The sequence below is a fragment of the Nonomuraea sp. NPDC050786 genome, from assembly GCF_040654115.1.
In the GTDB taxonomy this organism is placed as follows: Bacteria; Actinomycetota; Actinomycetes; order Streptosporangiales; family Streptosporangiaceae; genus Nonomuraea.
In genome coordinates this window covers 161,974-177,088 of the sequence record NZ_JBFAHJ010000003.1, presented here as the reverse complement: position 1 = coordinate 177,088, position 15,115 = coordinate 161,974, and the positions used below count along the sequence as shown (strand labels likewise).

14 protein-coding genes are annotated in these 15,115 nt (G+C 69.8%); 9 read left to right on the top strand and 5 right to left on the bottom strand.

The window, feature by feature from the left end; translation table 11 throughout:
• Window positions 1-99: 99 nt before the first annotated feature.
• Entirely contained in the window at window positions 100-627 is a 528-nt protein-coding gene (locus tag AB0H84_RS08420) for a DUF1707 domain-containing protein (RefSeq protein WP_357600141.1), read from the bottom strand.
• 26 nt (window positions 628-653) lie between these two features.
• Window positions 654-1,406 (bottom strand): PadR family transcriptional regulator, encoded by a 753-nt coding sequence (locus tag AB0H84_RS08415; protein WP_357600138.1) that lies wholly within the window; start codon window positions 1,404-1,406, stop codon window positions 654-656.
• A 341-nt stretch (window positions 1,407-1,747) separates the two neighbouring features.
• Here AB0H84_RS08415 and AB0H84_RS08410 point away from each other — a divergent pair, with 341 nt between their 5' ends.
• Both AB0H84_RS08410 and acnA read left to right on the top strand, forming a co-directional pair.
• Entirely contained in the window at window positions 1,748-2,476 is a 729-nt protein-coding gene (locus AB0H84_RS08410; RefSeq protein ID WP_357600136.1) for a metal-dependent hydrolase, read from the top strand.
• Between the two features lie 192 nt (window positions 2,477-2,668).
• Window positions 2,669-5,419 carry an aconitate hydratase AcnA gene (acnA, locus tag AB0H84_RS08405; protein ID WP_357600133.1) on the top strand — a complete coding sequence of 917 codons (2,751 nt, stop codon included), beginning with the start codon at window positions 2,669-2,671 and terminating at the stop codon, window positions 5,417-5,419.
• A 158-nt stretch (window positions 5,420-5,577) separates the two neighbouring features.
• Here acnA and AB0H84_RS08400 read toward each other — a convergent pair whose 3' ends face one another.
• Complete coding sequence (locus AB0H84_RS08400; protein ID WP_357600130.1) at window positions 5,578-6,378, bottom strand: ABC transporter permease; 801 nt, start codon at window positions 6,376-6,378, stop codon at window positions 5,578-5,580.
• A 13-nt stretch (window positions 6,379-6,391) separates the two neighbouring features.
• Window positions 6,392-7,309 carry an ATP-binding cassette domain-containing protein gene (locus tag AB0H84_RS08395; protein ID WP_357600127.1) on the bottom strand — a complete coding sequence of 306 codons (918 nt, stop codon included), beginning with the start codon at window positions 7,307-7,309 and terminating at the stop codon, window positions 6,392-6,394.
• Between the two features lie 71 nt (window positions 7,310-7,380).
• Here AB0H84_RS08395 and AB0H84_RS08390 point away from each other — a divergent pair, with 71 nt between their 5' ends.
• A complete protein-coding gene (locus AB0H84_RS08390) occupies window positions 7,381-8,025 on the top strand; it encodes a TetR/AcrR family transcriptional regulator C-terminal domain-containing protein (RefSeq protein WP_357600124.1) in 645 nt (214 codons plus the stop codon).
• 99 nt (window positions 8,026-8,124) lie between these two features.
• Here AB0H84_RS08390 and AB0H84_RS08385 read toward each other — a convergent pair whose 3' ends face one another.
• Entirely contained in the window at window positions 8,125-8,694 is a 570-nt protein-coding gene (locus AB0H84_RS08385; RefSeq protein WP_357600122.1) for a TetR/AcrR family transcriptional regulator, read from the bottom strand.
• Between the two features lie 68 nt (window positions 8,695-8,762).
• Here AB0H84_RS08385 and AB0H84_RS08380 point away from each other — a divergent pair, with 68 nt between their 5' ends.
• The 6 genes from AB0H84_RS08380 (at window position 8,763) to AB0H84_RS08355 (ending at window position 15,110) form a co-directional block, all read left to right on the top strand.
• Complete coding sequence (locus tag AB0H84_RS08380; RefSeq protein WP_357600119.1) at window positions 8,763-9,551, top strand: ABC transporter ATP-binding protein; 789 nt, start codon at window positions 8,763-8,765, stop codon at window positions 9,549-9,551.
• Window positions 9,548-10,897: an ABC transporter permease gene (locus AB0H84_RS08375; RefSeq protein WP_357600117.1), complete on the top strand. Its 1,350-nt coding sequence runs from the start codon at window positions 9,548-9,550 to the stop codon at window positions 10,895-10,897. Before AB0H84_RS08380 ends, AB0H84_RS08375 begins: the two co-directional genes overlap by 4 nt.
• Window positions 10,898-10,941: 44 nt before the next feature.
• Complete coding sequence (locus AB0H84_RS08370) at window positions 10,942-11,676, top strand: sulfite exporter TauE/SafE family protein (protein ID WP_357600114.1); 735 nt, start codon at window positions 10,942-10,944, stop codon at window positions 11,674-11,676.
• A gap of 246 nt (window positions 11,677-11,922) precedes the next feature.
• On the top strand, window positions 11,923-13,038 hold the full coding sequence (locus AB0H84_RS08365) for a substrate-binding domain-containing protein (RefSeq protein WP_357600111.1): 1,116 nt from the start codon (window positions 11,923-11,925) through the stop codon (window positions 13,036-13,038).
• A 48-nt stretch (window positions 13,039-13,086) separates the two neighbouring features.
• Window positions 13,087-13,851: an ATP-binding cassette domain-containing protein gene (locus AB0H84_RS08360; RefSeq protein ID WP_357600108.1), complete on the top strand. Its 765-nt coding sequence runs from the start codon at window positions 13,087-13,089 to the stop codon at window positions 13,849-13,851.
• Window positions 13,848-15,110 carry an ABC transporter permease gene (locus tag AB0H84_RS08355; protein WP_357600105.1) on the top strand — a complete coding sequence of 421 codons (1,263 nt, stop codon included), beginning with the start codon at window positions 13,848-13,850 and terminating at the stop codon, window positions 15,108-15,110. Before AB0H84_RS08360 ends, AB0H84_RS08355 begins: the two co-directional genes overlap by 4 nt.
• Window positions 15,111-15,115 lie beyond the last annotated feature (5 nt).

Below are 15,115 nucleotides of genomic sequence, written 5' to 3'. Positions count from 1 at the left end.
AGGCGTCCCTTCGACTCTGAAGATCCGCCCCGATCATGAGATGGCCCCCCGACCCGGTCAAGGCCCAAAACGATCCGGCCCGAACGATCTGGGCGGCCCTCAGCGGCGGGAGTGGAAGCGCCGGTGGATCGCGCCGAACACCATGGACCCGATCCACACCGCGAACAGCACCTTGAAGATCCCGAAGCCGCCGAAGATGAGCCCCAGCACCATGAACACGAAGAGCACGCCCAGGAACGGGTGCGGCCCCCGGTGGTGCCGCCACGGGTGGCCGTGGTGGCGCCACTGCCGCCGCATCTCGCGATGCTGCTCGTGGATGGAGTGCCGCATGTCCCGCTGGGCATCCCGCATGGACCGCATCTGCCGCCGGTGCGCGGTCATCGCCTCCCGCCAGCCGTCCATGTCGTAGTGGGGGACGGGCTCGCGGTAGCCCGGCGCCGGCTGAGGCGAACCGGGCAGGTCGGCGGTCACCTTCGCGAGGTCGCGGGCCGTCTTCGAGGCCAGCGCCTGGTCGAGTCGCTCGTCGAGCTCCTCGTGGGTCAGGCGGCCCTGCGCGAAGTGCTCGCGCAGGGCCTCCATCGTCTGCTCACGCTCCGCATCGCCGATGCGGATCTCGTTCGGTTCCATGCCCGCGTCCTCCCGGAGAGAGTGGCTCACTCCTCGCCCGGTTCGCCGTCGGCCAGGATCTGGTAGAGCTTGCGCCGGGTCTCAACAAGAGTCTTACGCGCTTCGCGGATTTGTGCGTCGTTCCCGGTCTGGAGAATCTGCATCATGGCGAAGGCGGACTGCCGGGCGATGTGCCAGAGGTCGGCGGTGTTGTCGTCGATGTCCGGCCGCATCTCGTCCCACGGGGCCCGGATCTCGTCCGCGTGCGCCTCGATGTAGTTGCGGCCCTCCTCGGTGAGCCGGAAGGTCTTGCGGCCCTCGCTCTCCTCGGAGATCACCAGGCCCTCGTCGGTGAGCTGCTGCAACGCCGGGTAGACGGCGCCGGGGCTGGGCTTCCAGCCGCCCTCGCTGCGCTCGGCGATCTCCTGGATGATCTGGTAGCCGTTCCGCGGCTCCTCGGCGAGCAGGGCCAGGATCGCGGCGCGCACGTCGCCCCGCTTGGCCTTGCGGCCCCTGCCCCAGCCGCGGTGGCCGCCGGGGCCGCCCCAAGGCGGCCCGCCGGGGCCGCCCCAAGGCGGCCCGCCGGGGCCGCCCCACGGGCCGCGTCCCCAGTCGAACGGGAACGGGCCGGGGCCGCGCCTGCCGCGCTGGCGGTGCTCGTGATGGTGGTGGCGGCCCTCACCGAAGGCCTCGGACATGGCCCTGAACGCCTCGCGGGCCGCCTGCTTGGCCTCGCGTGCCGCCTGCCGGTATTCGTGTGCGCCGGGCCACTGCCCGCCTGCTGCCTGTGCGGAAGTCATTTTTCCTCCTATATCGCGATCTGTTCTCGATGCGTCAAAGATATATCGGTAGTGTGTCGTTCGCAAGCGAGGGAGTGGAGTGAGCTACATCACGAAAAAGTTGCGGAATCCGGGAACAGGATCGGGGAGAGCCTCGTTGTTCAGAGCAGACGAGGTCGTTCCGCGTCGGCAGGGCTGGGGGGTGCTGTCGCCGCGGAAACGACCTCGTCTGCATTTACGGGGCGACCGTGTCCCCCATGTCTTGGCAAAGTCCCGCGTTCCGGGCGGGCCGAGGTGTTCGCGAAGGGCCCGCCAGGCGGGCCTCACCGCGTAAAGGTCTTCTTTGCCGTACAGTCCGGATCATGATGGGGCACACGCATGCGATGACCGGGGCCATCGCCTGGCTGGGGCTGGCGCCGCCTCTCGCCGCACTTCCACTGCTGAACGAGTCCTCGCGGTTCATCGAGACCGGGATCATGGCGACCGCGATCAGCCCGGCCGAGCTGATCGCCGGGGCGATCATCTGCGCGGGTGCCGCGATGCTGCCCGATCTCGACCATCCGAGCGCGACCATCGCGCAGACGTTCGGGCCGGTCACGTGGGTGCTCAGCAAGGCCGTGTGCTGGATCAGCGGCGGGCATCGCGGGGCGACCCATTCACTGGCGTTCGCGGCGGCGCTCGGGTTCGGCACGCACTGGCTGGCCAACACCTATCCCATCGGGCGCGACATCGTGGTCGTGCTGCTCATCGGGCTGGCCCTGCGGGCGATCGGCGTCGGCATCCCCGGCAACAAGATGGGCTCCGCGCTGATCAACATCGGGCTGACCGCCGGGCTCTACGCCGTCTTCCTCTCCCTCCAGGTCGGGTACGCCTGGCTGGGGCTGGCGGTGGCGATCGGCTGTCTCATCCATGTGGTGGGTGACTGCATGACCGAGCGGGGATGTCCGGTGCTGTGGCCGCTGGGGGCCAAGTTCGTGCTGCCGTGGAAGATCGGGATCAAGACGGGGAAGAAGTTCGAGCAGAAGATCCTCGCTCCGATCCTGTCCGTGGCCATCATCGGGCTGCTGTTCTGGCGGTTGGCACCCGCTTAACTTGATGTCGAGATATCCTAGAGATATCTTGACGTCGAGACATCCGCCGCGGCGCTCGCGGACTTAGGGTCACCTAACGTGTTTCCCGTCCGATGAGTGCGGCAGGATTTGGGGGAGCGAACCCGACGCAGCGAGCGGAGTGGTGAGCGACCCGAGAGGACGTACCCTTTCTGATGGAGGAGGCGAATCACCGTGTCCGCGAACAGCTTCGGCAGCCGTGACACGCTACGCGTCGGTGACGCGTCATATGAGATTTTCCGGCTGGATGCCGTCGAGGGCGCCGCACGCCTCCCGTACAGCCTGAAGATCCTGCTGGAAAACCTCCTCCGCACCGAGGACGGCGCGAACATCACCGCCGACCACATCCGTGCGCTGGGCGGCTGGGACCCGACCGCGGCACCGAGCGTGGAGATCCAGTTCACGCCCGCCCGGGTGATCATGCAGGACTTCACCGGTGTGCCCTGCGTCGTCGACCTCGCCACCATGCGCGAGGCCGTGCGCGACCTGGGCGGCGACCCGGCCCGCATCAACCCGCTCGCGCCGGCCGAGATGGTCATCGACCACTCGGTGATCGTCGACTACTTCGGCCACCCGGACGCCTTCCAGCGCAACGTCGAGCGCGAGTACGAGCGCAACCGCGAGCGCTACCAGTTCCTGCGCTGGGGCCAGACGGCCTTCGACGAGTTCAAGGTCGTCCCGCCCGGCACCGGCATCGTCCACCAGGTCAACATCGAGCACCTGGCCAGGGTCGTCATGACCCGCGACGGCAAGGCCTACCCCGACACCTGCGTCGGCACCGACTCCCACACCACCATGGAGAACGGCATCGGCGTCCTGGGCTGGGGCGTCGGCGGCATCGAGGCCGAGGCCGCGATGCTCGGCCAGCCGATCTCCATGCTCATCCCGCGAGTGGTCGGCTTCAAGCTCAGCGGCAAGCTGCCCGCCGGGGCCACCGCCACCGACCTCGTGCTGACGATCACCGAGATCCTGCGCAAGCACGGGGTGGTCGGCAAGTTCGTGGAGTTCTACGGCGAGGGCGTCGCGTCCGTGCCGCTGGCCGACCGGGCCACGATCGGCAACATGAGCCCCGAGTTCGGCTCCACCTGCGCGATCTTCCCGATCGACGGCCAGACCATCGACTACCTGCGGCTGACCGGGCGCTCCGAGGAGCAGATCGCCCTCGTCGAGTCGTACGCCAAGACCCAGGGCCTCTGGCTCGACCCGTCCGCGCCCGAGCCGGTCTTCTCCGAGTACATCGAGCTCGACCTCGGCACCGTCGTCCCGTCGATCGCCGGCCCCAAGCGCCCGCAGGACCGCATCGCGCTGTCGGCCGCCAAGGCCACCTGGCGCCACGACGTCCAGAACTACGTGAGCGACGACGTCGACGAGGAGGGCGAGCAGACCTTCCCGGCCTCCGACGCGCCCGCCTCCAACTTCCGCGCGGACGGCGAGCGGCCGCACAAGCCGGTGCCCGTCACGCTGGCCGACGGCACCTCGTTCGAAATCGACCACGGCATCGTCTCGATCGCCGCGATCACCTCGTGCACCAACACCTCCAACCCGTACGTCATGCTCGGCGCGGCGCTGCTGGCCCGCAACGCCGTCGACAAGGGCCTGACCCGCAAGCCGTGGGTCAAGACCTCGCTGGCTCCCGGCTCGCAGGTGGTCACCGGCTACTTCGAGCGCTCGGGGCTGCAGCCGTACCTCGACAAGATCGGGTTCAACCTCGTCGGCTACGGCTGCACCACCTGCATCGGCAACTCGGGCCCGCTGCCGGCGGAGATCTCCGAGGCCGTCCAGGCCAACGACCTCGCGGTCACGGCCGTGCTGTCCGGCAACCGCAACTTCGAGGGCCGCATCAACCCCGACGTCAAGATGAACTACCTGGCCTCGCCGCCGCTCGTGGTGGCGTACGCGCTGGCCGGGACCATGGACATCGACCTCGACACCGAGCCGCTCGGCCTCGGCAGTGACGGTCAGCCGGTCTACCTGAGGGACATCTGGCCGTCGCCGGAGGAGATCTCGGCGGTGGTCAACTCCTCCATCGGCCGCGACATGTTCGAGCGCGACTACGCCGACGTGTTCAAGGGCGACGACCACTGGCGCTCGCTGCCGATCCCGACGGGCGACACCTTCGAGTGGGACCCGGACTCGACGTACGTGCGCAAGGCCCCGTACTTCGACGGCATGCCGTCCAAGCCCGAGGCCGTCACCGACATCACCGGCGCCCGCGTGCTGGTCAAGGTGGGCGACTCGGTCACCACCGACCACATCTCGCCGGCCGGCTCCATCAAGGTCGGCACGCCGGCCGCGCAGTACCTGCAGGCCAACGGCGTCGAGGTGAAGGACTTCAACTCCTACGGCTCGCGGCGCGGCAACCACGAGGTGATGATCCGGGGCACGTTCGCCAACATCCGCCTGCGCAACCAGATCGCGCCGGGCACCGAGGGCGGCTACACCCGCGACTTCACCCAGCCCGACGGGCCGGTGTCGTTCATCTACGACGCCTCGGTCAACTACGCCGCGGCCGGGACGCCGCTGGTGGTGCTGGCGGGCAAGGAGTACGGCTCCGGCTCCTCGCGCGACTGGGCGGCCAAGGGCACGGCGCTGCTGGGCGTGCGCGCGGTCATCGCCGAGTCGTACGAGCGCATCCACCGCTCCAACCTGATCGGCATGGGCGTGCTGCCGCTGCAGTACCCGGAGGGGGCCTCGGCCGAGACGCTCGGGCTGACGGGCGAGGAGACGTTCGACATCACGGGCGTCGAGGAGCTCAACTCGGGCGGCATCCCGCGCACCGTGCACGTGAAGGCGACGGCTTCATCCGCGCACGGAGCCGGCGTGGAGTTCGACGCGGTCGTACGCATCGACACGCCGGGCGAGGCCGACTACTACCGGCACGGCGGGATCATGCAGTACGTTCTTCGCTCGTTGCTCGCGAAGTGACTTCCCGGGCCTTCGCGCGGTCATGAGCCGCGCGGAGGGCGGGAGCCCTTGGCTTGCTTGAGCCGGGGTGGGGCGCGATCCTCACGCGCCCGTATCGGGGGAACCACCCGACACAGGAGAGCCGCCCGGCGGGACACCCCCCGCCGGGCGGCTCTTCGTCATCGTGACATCGTCCGGTAGCGGTGCACGGCCAGCGGCAGGAAGACCGCTAGGATCGCCACCGACCAGATCAGGCTCGCGGTCACCGGGTGCTGGAGCGGCCAGGCCGGGGAGACCGAGGTGGGGTTGCCGAACAGGCCGCGGACGGCGGCCACGACGGCGCTCATGGGGTTCCAGTCCGCGACGGGCTTGAGCCAGGCCGGCAGCCCCTCGGTGGGGACGAACGTGTTGGCCAGGAACGTCATGGGGAACAGCCAGCCGAACGTGGCCGCGTCCGCCTGCGCGCCGCTCTGGATCCACAGGCCGATGTACGTGCCCACCCAGATCATCGCGAACCCGAACAGCGCCAGCAGCCCGAACGCCGCCACGGTGTCCCCGAGGCTCCCGTGCGCCCGCCATCCGGCGATCAGGACTCCGGCCAGCACCATGGCGGCCAGCGACAGCAGGTGCATCGACAGGTCGGCCACGCTCCGCCCGACGAGCACGGCGCTGCGGGCGATGGGCTGGGCACGGAACCTGTCGATGATCCCGCGCGCCATGTCCTCGCCCACGGTGGTCGCGGCCGAGGTCGCGGTCATGGCCATGACCTGCATGAAGATGCCTGGCATGAGGTAGTTGCGATAGTCGCCCCCGCCCGGCAGGACGATCGCGCTGCCGAAGACGTAGCCGAACAGCACGGTCATGATCACGGGGAACACCAGGAAGCCGGCGATCTCGCCCGGCTGGGCCTTCAGCCGCGCGTAGGTGCGGCCCGCGATGGTGAGGGCGTCGGCCACGGTCCAGCGCAAGGTCTCGTACATCGATGGGCTCCTTTCAGGCCGTCAGGCGGAGGAAGACCTCGTCGAGGGTGGGCCGGCGCAGCGCCAGGTCCTCCACGGGGATGCCGGCCGCGTCCAGCGCGCCGGCGATGCGGACGAGCGACTGCGCGCCGTCGGCCGCGGGCACGGTCACCTGCCGCCCTTCGGCGCTCTCGATCGCCGGTGTCGTGGCGCTCCGGAGCAGCCGCACCCCCGCGGCCACGTCCGCCGCGTCCCGGAAGACGACCTGTACCCGGTCGCCCCCGACCGTCCGCTTGAGCTCTTCGGGCGAGCCCGCGGCGGCCACGACGCCCTCCCGCAGCACCACGATCTGGTCCGCCAGCTGGTCGGCCTCGTCCAGGTACTGCGTGGTCAGCAGGAGCGTGGTGCCCTCCTTGACCAGGTCGCGCAGCAGCTCCCACAGCTGCAGCCGGCTGCGCGGGTCGAGCCCGGTGGTCGGCTCGTCCATGAAGAGCACCGGCGGCGACACGATCAGGCTCGCGGCCAGGTCGAGCCGGCGCCGCATGCCCCCGGAGTACTCCTTGACCGGCCGGCGCGCCGCCTCCGCCAGCCCGAACCGCTCCAGCAGCTCGTCGGCCCTGCGCCGCGCCTCGGCCCTGGACAGGTGGTAGAGCCGCCCGAACAGCTGGAGGTTGCGCCGCCCTGTCAGCAGCTCGTCCACCGCCGCGTGCTGGCCGGCCAGGCCGATGCGGAAGCGCAGCCGGGCGGCGTCGCGGACCACGTCGAGCCCGTCGACCTCGGCCCGTCCGGCGTCGGCCCGCAGGAGCGTGGTGAGGATGCGGACGGCGGTGGTCTTGCCCGCCCCGTTCGGCCCGAGTAACCCGCAGACCGTGCCCGCGGGGACCTCGAGGTCGATGCCCTTGAGCGCTTCGTTGGCCGCGTACCGCTTGCGCAGCCCCTCTGCGTAGATCATCTGAGCACCTCCTTAACGATGTTAAATCTAACAGCGTTAAGGATGCATTGAACGTTGTTAAGCTGTCAAACGTGGCACTCGAAAAAGGCACCATCGTCGCGACCGCGCTGCGCCTGCTGGACGAGGTCGGGCTCGACGGGCTGACGCTGCGGCGGCTGGCGGGCGAGCTGGGCGTGCAGGCCCCGGCGCTCTACTGGCACTTCAAGAGCAAGCAGCTGCTCCTGGACGCGATGGCGGCCTCGATGATGGCCGCGCGCCAGGGCCGCCTGCCGCTGGCGGAGCCCGCCAAGTGGCGGGAGTGGATCGCCGACTACGCGCGTCTTGACCGTGCGATGCTCAACTCGTGCCGCGACGGGGCCAAGCTGGTGGCGGGCACGCGGCCGTCGGCCGAGCTCTTCGCGGCGGTGGAGCAGGTGATCGCGGGGCTCGAGTCGGCGGGATTCGCCGCCGGCGACGCGATGCGCGGGCTCTCCACGCTCAGCGGGTACGTGGCCGGGTTCGTGCTGGAGGAGCAGGCCGACAGGATGCGCCCGGACGCGGGGCAGGCCCCGCCGGACATGGAAGAGTTCCAGGTGGCCTATCCGCGGCTGATGGCCGGCCTGGCGGAGGTCGGCGATCCGCAGAGCGACCAGGCGTTCGAGGGCGGCCTGCAGCTGATCCTGGACGGGATGGAGCTCCGCCTCAGGGCTCAGGCGGAGGGGGAGCGGAGCCGGTAGCCGCGCCTGAGCCAGTGGACGCCGGTGGTGCGCCTCGACGGGGTCGAGGTCGCCCGTGAGGGGATGTGTGACGGCGGCGCCCCACCGGACGGGACGGCGTCAGCGGCGATGGCCGGGGCTGCGGTTCGCGGCGGCGAACTGCTGCGCTGTCGGCGCGCGCTCGGGGTCGGTGAGCCACTGCGCGGCAAGCCCGACGAGCAGGGCGAGATAGTGTGAGCCGGCCGCCTGGACCTCGTCCGGATCACTGTCCGGCTCGAGGCGGGCGAACGCCCGCGCCAGCGACGTCCTCGCGAGCTCCTGGCCGCCGGCGATCATCCCCCGGATCTCCTCGTCCCGCCGCGCGGACGCGACAGATTCGAAGTTGACGAACCACAGCGACCGGTTGGCCTGGATCGACTCGATGATCCGGCCCCACAGGGCCTCCTGATCGCCAGGCCCGGAGCGCGTTCCGTCGGGCTCCTCGAGCACCGCGAACAGCAGCTCACCCCACTCCGTGTTGAGATCGCGCAGCGCCCGGGTGAGCAGCTGCTCCTTGGATCCGAAGTGGTAGTTGATCGACGCCTGGTTCGCTCCCGACGCCGCGACCAGGTCTCGCACGGTGGTGTGCGCGTACCCCTTGGTCAGCAGGCAGTCGCGCGCCGCCAGCAGCAGCTTGTCCTTGGCACTCACATGCCCTACGGTATCATATAAACGTTCGTTTGAAACGATCATTTAAAATGGTCTTTTAAGGAGGCTTCATGGCTCCGTACGGCACTGCCACGCTCGCGCCACCCGTGCTCCGCATCCGCGGCCTGCGCTGTGAGTACCCAGGAGAGGCCGGGCCGGTCCACGCCCTGCGCGGCGTCGACCTCGATGTCGCGCGGTCCTCCTTCATCGCGATCATGGGACCGTCGGGCTCCGGCAAGACCACCCTCATGCACTGCGCCGCCGGGCTGCAGCGGCCCACGGCAGGCTCCATCGAGCTGGACGGGCGCGACCTGCGCTCGCTCGATCAGACCCAGCTCGCGCAGCTACGCCGGCGCCGCGTCGGATTCGTCTTCCAGTCGTTCAACCTCCTGCCGGCGCTGTCGGCCATCGAGAACGTCGAACTTCCCCTGCGCCTCGACGCGCGGGAGACCGACGCGGCGCGCACCGCCGAACTGCTCGCACGCGTGGGGCTCGGCAACCGCGGCGGCCACCGCCCTGATCAGCTGTCAGGCGGCCAGAAGCAGCGCGTCGCGGTCGCGCGGGCATTGATCACCGACCCCGACGTCGTCTTCGCCGACGAGCCCACGGGCGCCCTCGACATCCGCAGCGCCAGGGAAGTCCTGCGGTTGATGCGCGAACTCGCCGACCATGGTCAGACGATCATCATGGTCACGCACGACCCGGTCGCCGCCTCCTATTCGGACGCCGTCCTCTTCCTCGCCGACGGCCGGATCGTCGATCACCTCCCGCGCCCGACCGCGCAGCAGGTCGCCGGCAGAATGGCCGTCCTGGTCGAGTCGGCGGAGCAGGCCGCCAACGATGCGGCGGTGAACCGGTGACCCGGCTCGCCCTGCGCTCTCTCGCGCATCACCGCGCCGCCGCGATCGCGACCGGCCTGGTGGCGCTCGTCGGCACGATGCTGGTCACGGGCATGATGAGCCTGCTCGGCACCGGGCTGGCCGACAGTACGGCCGCCGCCGACCGCGCGTTCCTGGTGCAGTTCCCGCTCATCATGGGCGGCTGGGCGGTCGCGATCGTCCTGTTCGCCATGGTCTCGACGATCAGCGTCGCCCTCCGCGGCCGGGCCGGGGAGCTGGCCGGCATCCGCCTCATCGGCGCGAGCCCGCGTCAGGTCCAGTCGATGCTGGCCGCCGAGACGGCGGTCATCTCGGCCGTCACGGCGCTCCCGGGCCTGGCCGGCGGCTACCTCGTCGGCTGGGTCGTCACGCGGGGCATCCACTCCGCCGGGCTTACCGACGCGGCCTCGGTCTTCGCGCCTGGCGTGCTCCTCCCGGTCGCCGGCGTGCTCATCGTGCTGGCGGCGAGCGTACTGGCCGCGTGGACGGGCAGCCGCTCCCTCGCGCACCGCAGTCCTGTGGCCGACGCGGCCCCGCCGCCGCGTCGCCGTACGGGACGGCATCCGGGACGGCGCCGCCGCATCGCCGCCACGGTCCTGATCGTCGCCGGCCTGGCCTCATCGGCAGGGGTGCTCGCCATGGACCCGGCCGACGTGCTCACCACCGCGATGACCGGGCCCGGCTGCGTCCTCGTCGCCGTCGGCCTGTGCGTCCTCGCCCCCGAGCTCGTCGCCACGGCGAACAGCGCGCTCAGGGCCTTCCGCCGGGCGCGCATCACCGCCCCCGCGCACCTGGCCGCGATCAACCTCTCCGCGGCCCCGGAACGGGTACGACCGACCGTGACCTTCCTCACGCTCTTCGTCGGCGTCGCCGCGGGCACGCTCAGCATGCAAGGCATAGAGAACAGCGTGAGCTCGGCGGGCAGCATGGCGGACAGCACGGCGGGCAGCACGGCCCAGGTCCTCGCCTCGATCAACTACTTCGTCGTCGCCCTGATCGCCGCGTTCATGGCCATCGCGCTCACCAACAACCTCGTCGCCTCCATCACCCGGCGCCGCTCGGAGTTCGCGGTCATGTCCCTCATCGGCTCGACGAGTGCCCAGACAGAAGGCATGCTCGTACGCGAGATCGGCGCGGCCGCCGCCGTCAGCATCGTCGCGGGCAGCGTGGGCGCGTTCGTCGCCGTCCTGCCCTTCGCCATCGTCAAAACAGGCAACCCGCTGCAGGCGGCGGCACCCCTGCCCTACGCGATCACGATCGTGATCGGGATCGGCGTCACCCTCGGCGTCGCGTCTCTTGTCGGGAGGCGCGTCATCCGCACGGTGTGAGGCCGCGACGCGGCGGCTGAGAGCAGGGGTGGTTGAATCTCCCCGTGACTGATGCGGCATTAGTGCTGATTGTTGGTGGTCTGGCGGTTTTCGTCGGCGCGATTGTCCAAGGTGGCGTGGGTTTCGGGCTGGGGCTCGTGGCCGTCCCCGTGCTCACCATGCTGGCCCCCGATCTCATGCCGGGCGCCATCCAGGTCGTCAATGTGACCCTGCCGCTGTTCACGCTGGCCGTCGAGTGGCGGACGGTGGACTGGCGCGGCCTCGGCTTCGCGGTGCTGGGACGACTGCCCGGAAGCGTCATCGGCGCGGTCATCGTCGTCTATGTCTCTATATCCGCCAGGGGCGTCTTCGTCGCCGTCATGGTCCTCATCGCGGTGGCGCTGACGGCCAGGGCGCTGAGCGTGCCGCGCAACGGCGTGACGATCGCCTCCGCCGGCTTCATCTCGGGGATCACCGGGACGGCCACCGGCATCGGCGGGCCACCCATGGCGCTCGTCTACCAGCACGCCAAGGGGCCGCAGATCAGGGCGACGCTGGCGATGTTCTTCTTCTTGAGCGCCGCCCAGTCGCTGGTCATCCTCGCGGTCGTGGACGAGCTCCCGGCCCGGGCGCTGCTGACAGGGGCGGTGCTGGTCGTGCCCATGGTGCTCGGGTTCCTGGTGTCGGGGCCGCTGCGCCGGTATCTCGACGGCGGCAAGGTACGGGCGGCCGTCCTCGCGGTGGCCGCCGCGTCCGCCGTGGCACTGCTGGCGCAGACCTTGGTCGCCCAGCTCGGCTGAGGTGGCGTGGGCCTCGTCGCCGGCGGGTCGCGGGCGGGGAGAGGCGGTGGGCCGCGGCGACCGGCTCAGCATCCGTCGCTCACACCTTCGCGGAGCCGCAGTCAGCAAGATTCAGGCGGCGTTTCTGGATTGTTACCCGAAACAACAAACTCCCGACCGACAGGGTCTTCCAAAGCAGGCCATCCCGGAATACGTTGCCGCAAACAACATTCATCCGGGCCCCTCCGGAAGAAAGGACCCTGCACCATGCGCAAGGGGATCCTCAGCCTGACCGCCACGGCAGCCGCGCTCGCCCTCGGTCTCACCGCCTGCGGGGGCGACAGCGGTCAGACCACGTCGACCACGTCGACCTCGGCCTCGGCCCCGGCGGCGAAGGCCGGGAAGATCGGTGTCATCCTGCCGGACAGCAAGTCCTCGGCCCGGTGGGAGACGGCAGACCGCAAGTACCTCGAAGAGGCGTTCAAGGCCGCCGGCGTCGCCTACGACATCCAGAACGCCCAGAACGACAAGACGGCGTTCCAGACCATCGCCGACCAGATGGTCACCAACGGTGCCACCGTCCTGATGATCGTGAACCTGGACAGCGGCAGCGGCAAGGCCGTCATCGACAAGGCCAAGTCCCAGGGCGTGGCCACGATCGACTACGACCGGCTGACGCTCGGCGGCGGCGCCGCGTACTACGTCAGCTTCGACAACACCAAGGTCGGCCAGCTGCAGGGCGAGGGCCTGGTCAAGTGCCTGACCGACAAGAAGGCCAGCAAGCCCATCGTGGCCTACCTGAACGGCTCTCCCACCGACAACAACGCCACCCTGTTCAAGAGCGGCTATGACGGGGTGCTCAAGCCGAAGTTCGACTCCGGCGAGTACGTCAAGGGCCCCGACCAGCCCGTGCCCGACTGGGACAACGCCCAGGCCGGCACCATCTTCGAGCAGATGCTGACCCAGCAGCCGAAGATCGCCGGTGTCCTGGCCGCCAACGACGGCCTGGGCAACGCCGCCATCACCGTGCTGAAGAAGAACAACCTCAACGGCAAGGTGCCCGTCACCGGCCAGGACGCCACCGTCCAGGGGCTGCAGAACATCCTCGCCGGCGACCAGTGCATGACGGTCTACAAGGCCGTCAAGAAGGAGGCCGACGCCGCGGCCAAGCTCGCGGTGGCGCTGGCCAAGGGTGAGAAGCCCGCGGCGAGCAGCAGCGTCAAGGACCCCGAGAGCGGTCAGGACGTGCCCTCCGAGCTGATGGAGCCGCAGGCCATCTACCTCGACAACGTCAAGGACGTGGTGGCCGACGGCTACGTGACCAAGGAGGAACTGTGCACGGGTGACTTCGCCAAGAAGTGCACCGAGGCCGGCATTCAATAAGAGCGAGGGGGCGCGGCCGGTCCGGCCGCGCCCCTCTTAGGGAGCCCCATGACCCCCCTCCTTGAAGTGCGCGGGATCGACAAGAGCTTCGGCCCGGTGAAGGTGCTGCACAAGGTCGAGCTCGCGGCGTACGCCGGCGAGGTGACGGCCCTGGTCGGCGACAACGGCGCGGGCAAGTCGACCCTGGTCAAGTGCGTCGGCGGCATCTATCCGATCGACGAGGGAGAGATCCTCTTCGACGGCCGCCAGGTGCAGGTCCACAGCCCGCGCGACGCGGGCGAGCTCGGGATCGAGATCGTCTACCAGGACCTGGCCCTGTGCGACAACCTCGACATCGTCCAGAACATGTTCCTCGGCAGGGAGCGCAAGAACGGGATCCTGCTCGACGAGGACAGCATGGAGGAACTGGCCGAGCGGACCCTCAGCAGCCTGTCCGTACGGACGGTGAAATCCATCAGGCAGCAGGTCTCCAGCCTGTCCGGCGGACAGCGGCAGACCGTGGCCATCGCCAAGGCCGTGCTGTGGAACAGCAAGGTCGTCATCCTCGACGAGCCGACCGCGGCCCTGGGCGTGGCCCAGACGGCGCAGGTCCTCGAGCTGGTGCGCCGGCTGGCCGACACGGGCCTGGCCGTGGTGCTCATCTCGCACAACATGAACGACGTCTTCGCCGTCTCCGACCGGATCGCGGCGCTCTACCTCGGCAGGACGGCCGCCCAGGTCAGGACCGCCGACGTGACGCACGCCCAGGTCGTCGAACTGATCACTTCAGGCCGCAGCGGGGATCTCGGCCTCAAGAACGGGGTCACCCCATGAGCAAGGTCAAGGAACTCCCCGGCGAGGCCATCGTCACCGCGACGCAGTCCCCGTCGATCGGCAACAGCTTCCTCGCCTACGTCGAACGCGTACGCGGCGGGGACATGGGGGCGCTGCCGGCCGTACTGGGCCTGATCGTGCTCTGCACGGTCTTCGCCGTCGCGCGGCCCGCCTTCGTCACCTCGATCAACTTCGCCAACCTCTTCACCCAGGGCGCCGCGACCACGCTGATCGCGATGGGCCTGGTGTTCGTGCTGCTGCTGGGCGAGATCGACCTGTCCGCCGGGTTCGCCAGCGGCGTGTGCGCGGCTGTGCTCGCCGTCACGCTCACGAGCATGGGCCTGCCCTGGTACGTGTGCGCCCTGGCCGCCATCCTCACCGGCGTGGTCATCGGCACCGTGCTCGGCACGCTGGTCGCCAAGGTCGGCATCCCGTCGTTCGTGGTCACGCTGGCCGGGTTCCTCGCCTTCCAGGGCCTGGTCCTGGTCCTGGTCAAAGAGGGCACGAACATCTCGGTCAGGGACAGCGTGATCCTGGCCATCGCGAACAAGAACCTGCCGCCCTCGCTCGGCTGGGCGCTGTACGCGGTCTGCGTGGCGGTCTTCGCCGCCGTTCAGCTCCTCCGGGCCAGGAAGCGCACCAAGCGCGGGCTGATCGCCGACCCGCTGTCGCTGATCGCCGCCCGCGTGGGCGCGCTGGCGGTGCTGGCCGGGCTCGCGGTCTACGTGCTCAACCTGGAGCGCAGCCGCAACGCGGCACTGGTCTCGCTCACCGGCGTGCCGATCGTGGTGCCCGTGATCGTGGTGCTGCTGGTCATGTGGACGCTGGTGCTGCGCCGTACCTCGTTCGGACGCCACCTGTACGCGGTCGGCGGGAACGCCGAGGCGGCGCGGCGGGCGGGCATCCCGATCGACAGGATCAGGATCAGCGCGTTCGTGATCTGCTCCTCGATGGCCGCGATCGGCGGGATCGTGGCCGCGTCCAGGGCCAGCTCGGTCGACCCGAACACGGGCGGCAGCTCCGTCCTGCTGTACGCGGTCGGCGCGGCGGTCATCGGCGGCACGAGCCTGTTCGGCGGCAAGGGCCGCGTGCTGGACGCCGTGCTCGGCGGCGCCGTGGTGGCGGTCATCGAGAACGGCATGGGTCTGATGGGGTATGGAGCCAGTGTGAAGTACCTGGTCACGGGCTCTGTGCTGCTGCTCGCCGCGGGGGTCGACGCCCTCGCGCGCAGGCGGGCGGCGGCCGCTGGTCTAAGGTGATCAGC

Excerpts from the sequence above, each read along its gene's own strand:
- AB0H84_RS08395 (WP_357600127.1), bottom strand. The coding sequence starts at position 7,309 with ATGATCTACGCAGAGGGGCTGCGCAAGCGGTACGCGGCCAACGAAGCG.
- AB0H84_RS08360 (WP_357600108.1), top strand. The coding sequence starts at position 13,087 with ATGACCCCCCTCCTTGAAGTGCGCGGGATCGACAAGAGCTTCGGCCCG.
- AB0H84_RS08365 (WP_357600111.1), top strand. The coding sequence starts at position 11,923 with ATGCGCAAGGGGATCCTCAGCCTGACCGCCACGGCAGCCGCGCTCGCC.
- AB0H84_RS08355 (WP_357600105.1), top strand. The coding sequence starts at position 13,848 with ATGAGCAAGGTCAAGGAACTCCCCGGCGAGGCCATCGTCACCGCGACG.
- AB0H84_RS08380 (WP_357600119.1), top strand. The coding sequence starts at position 8,763 with ATGGCTCCGTACGGCACTGCCACGCTCGCGCCACCCGTGCTCCGCATC.
- AB0H84_RS08415 (WP_357600138.1), bottom strand. The coding sequence starts at position 1,406 with ATGACTTCCGCACAGGCAGCAGGCGGGCAGTGGCCCGGCGCACACGAA.
- AB0H84_RS08420 (WP_357600141.1), bottom strand. The coding sequence starts at position 627 with ATGGAACCGAACGAGATCCGCATCGGCGATGCGGAGCGTGAGCAGACG.
- AB0H84_RS08410 (WP_357600136.1), top strand. The coding sequence starts at position 1,748 with ATGATGGGGCACACGCATGCGATGACCGGGGCCATCGCCTGGCTGGGG.
- AB0H84_RS08400 (WP_357600130.1), bottom strand. The coding sequence starts at position 6,378 with ATGTACGAGACCTTGCGCTGGACCGTGGCCGACGCCCTCACCATCGCG.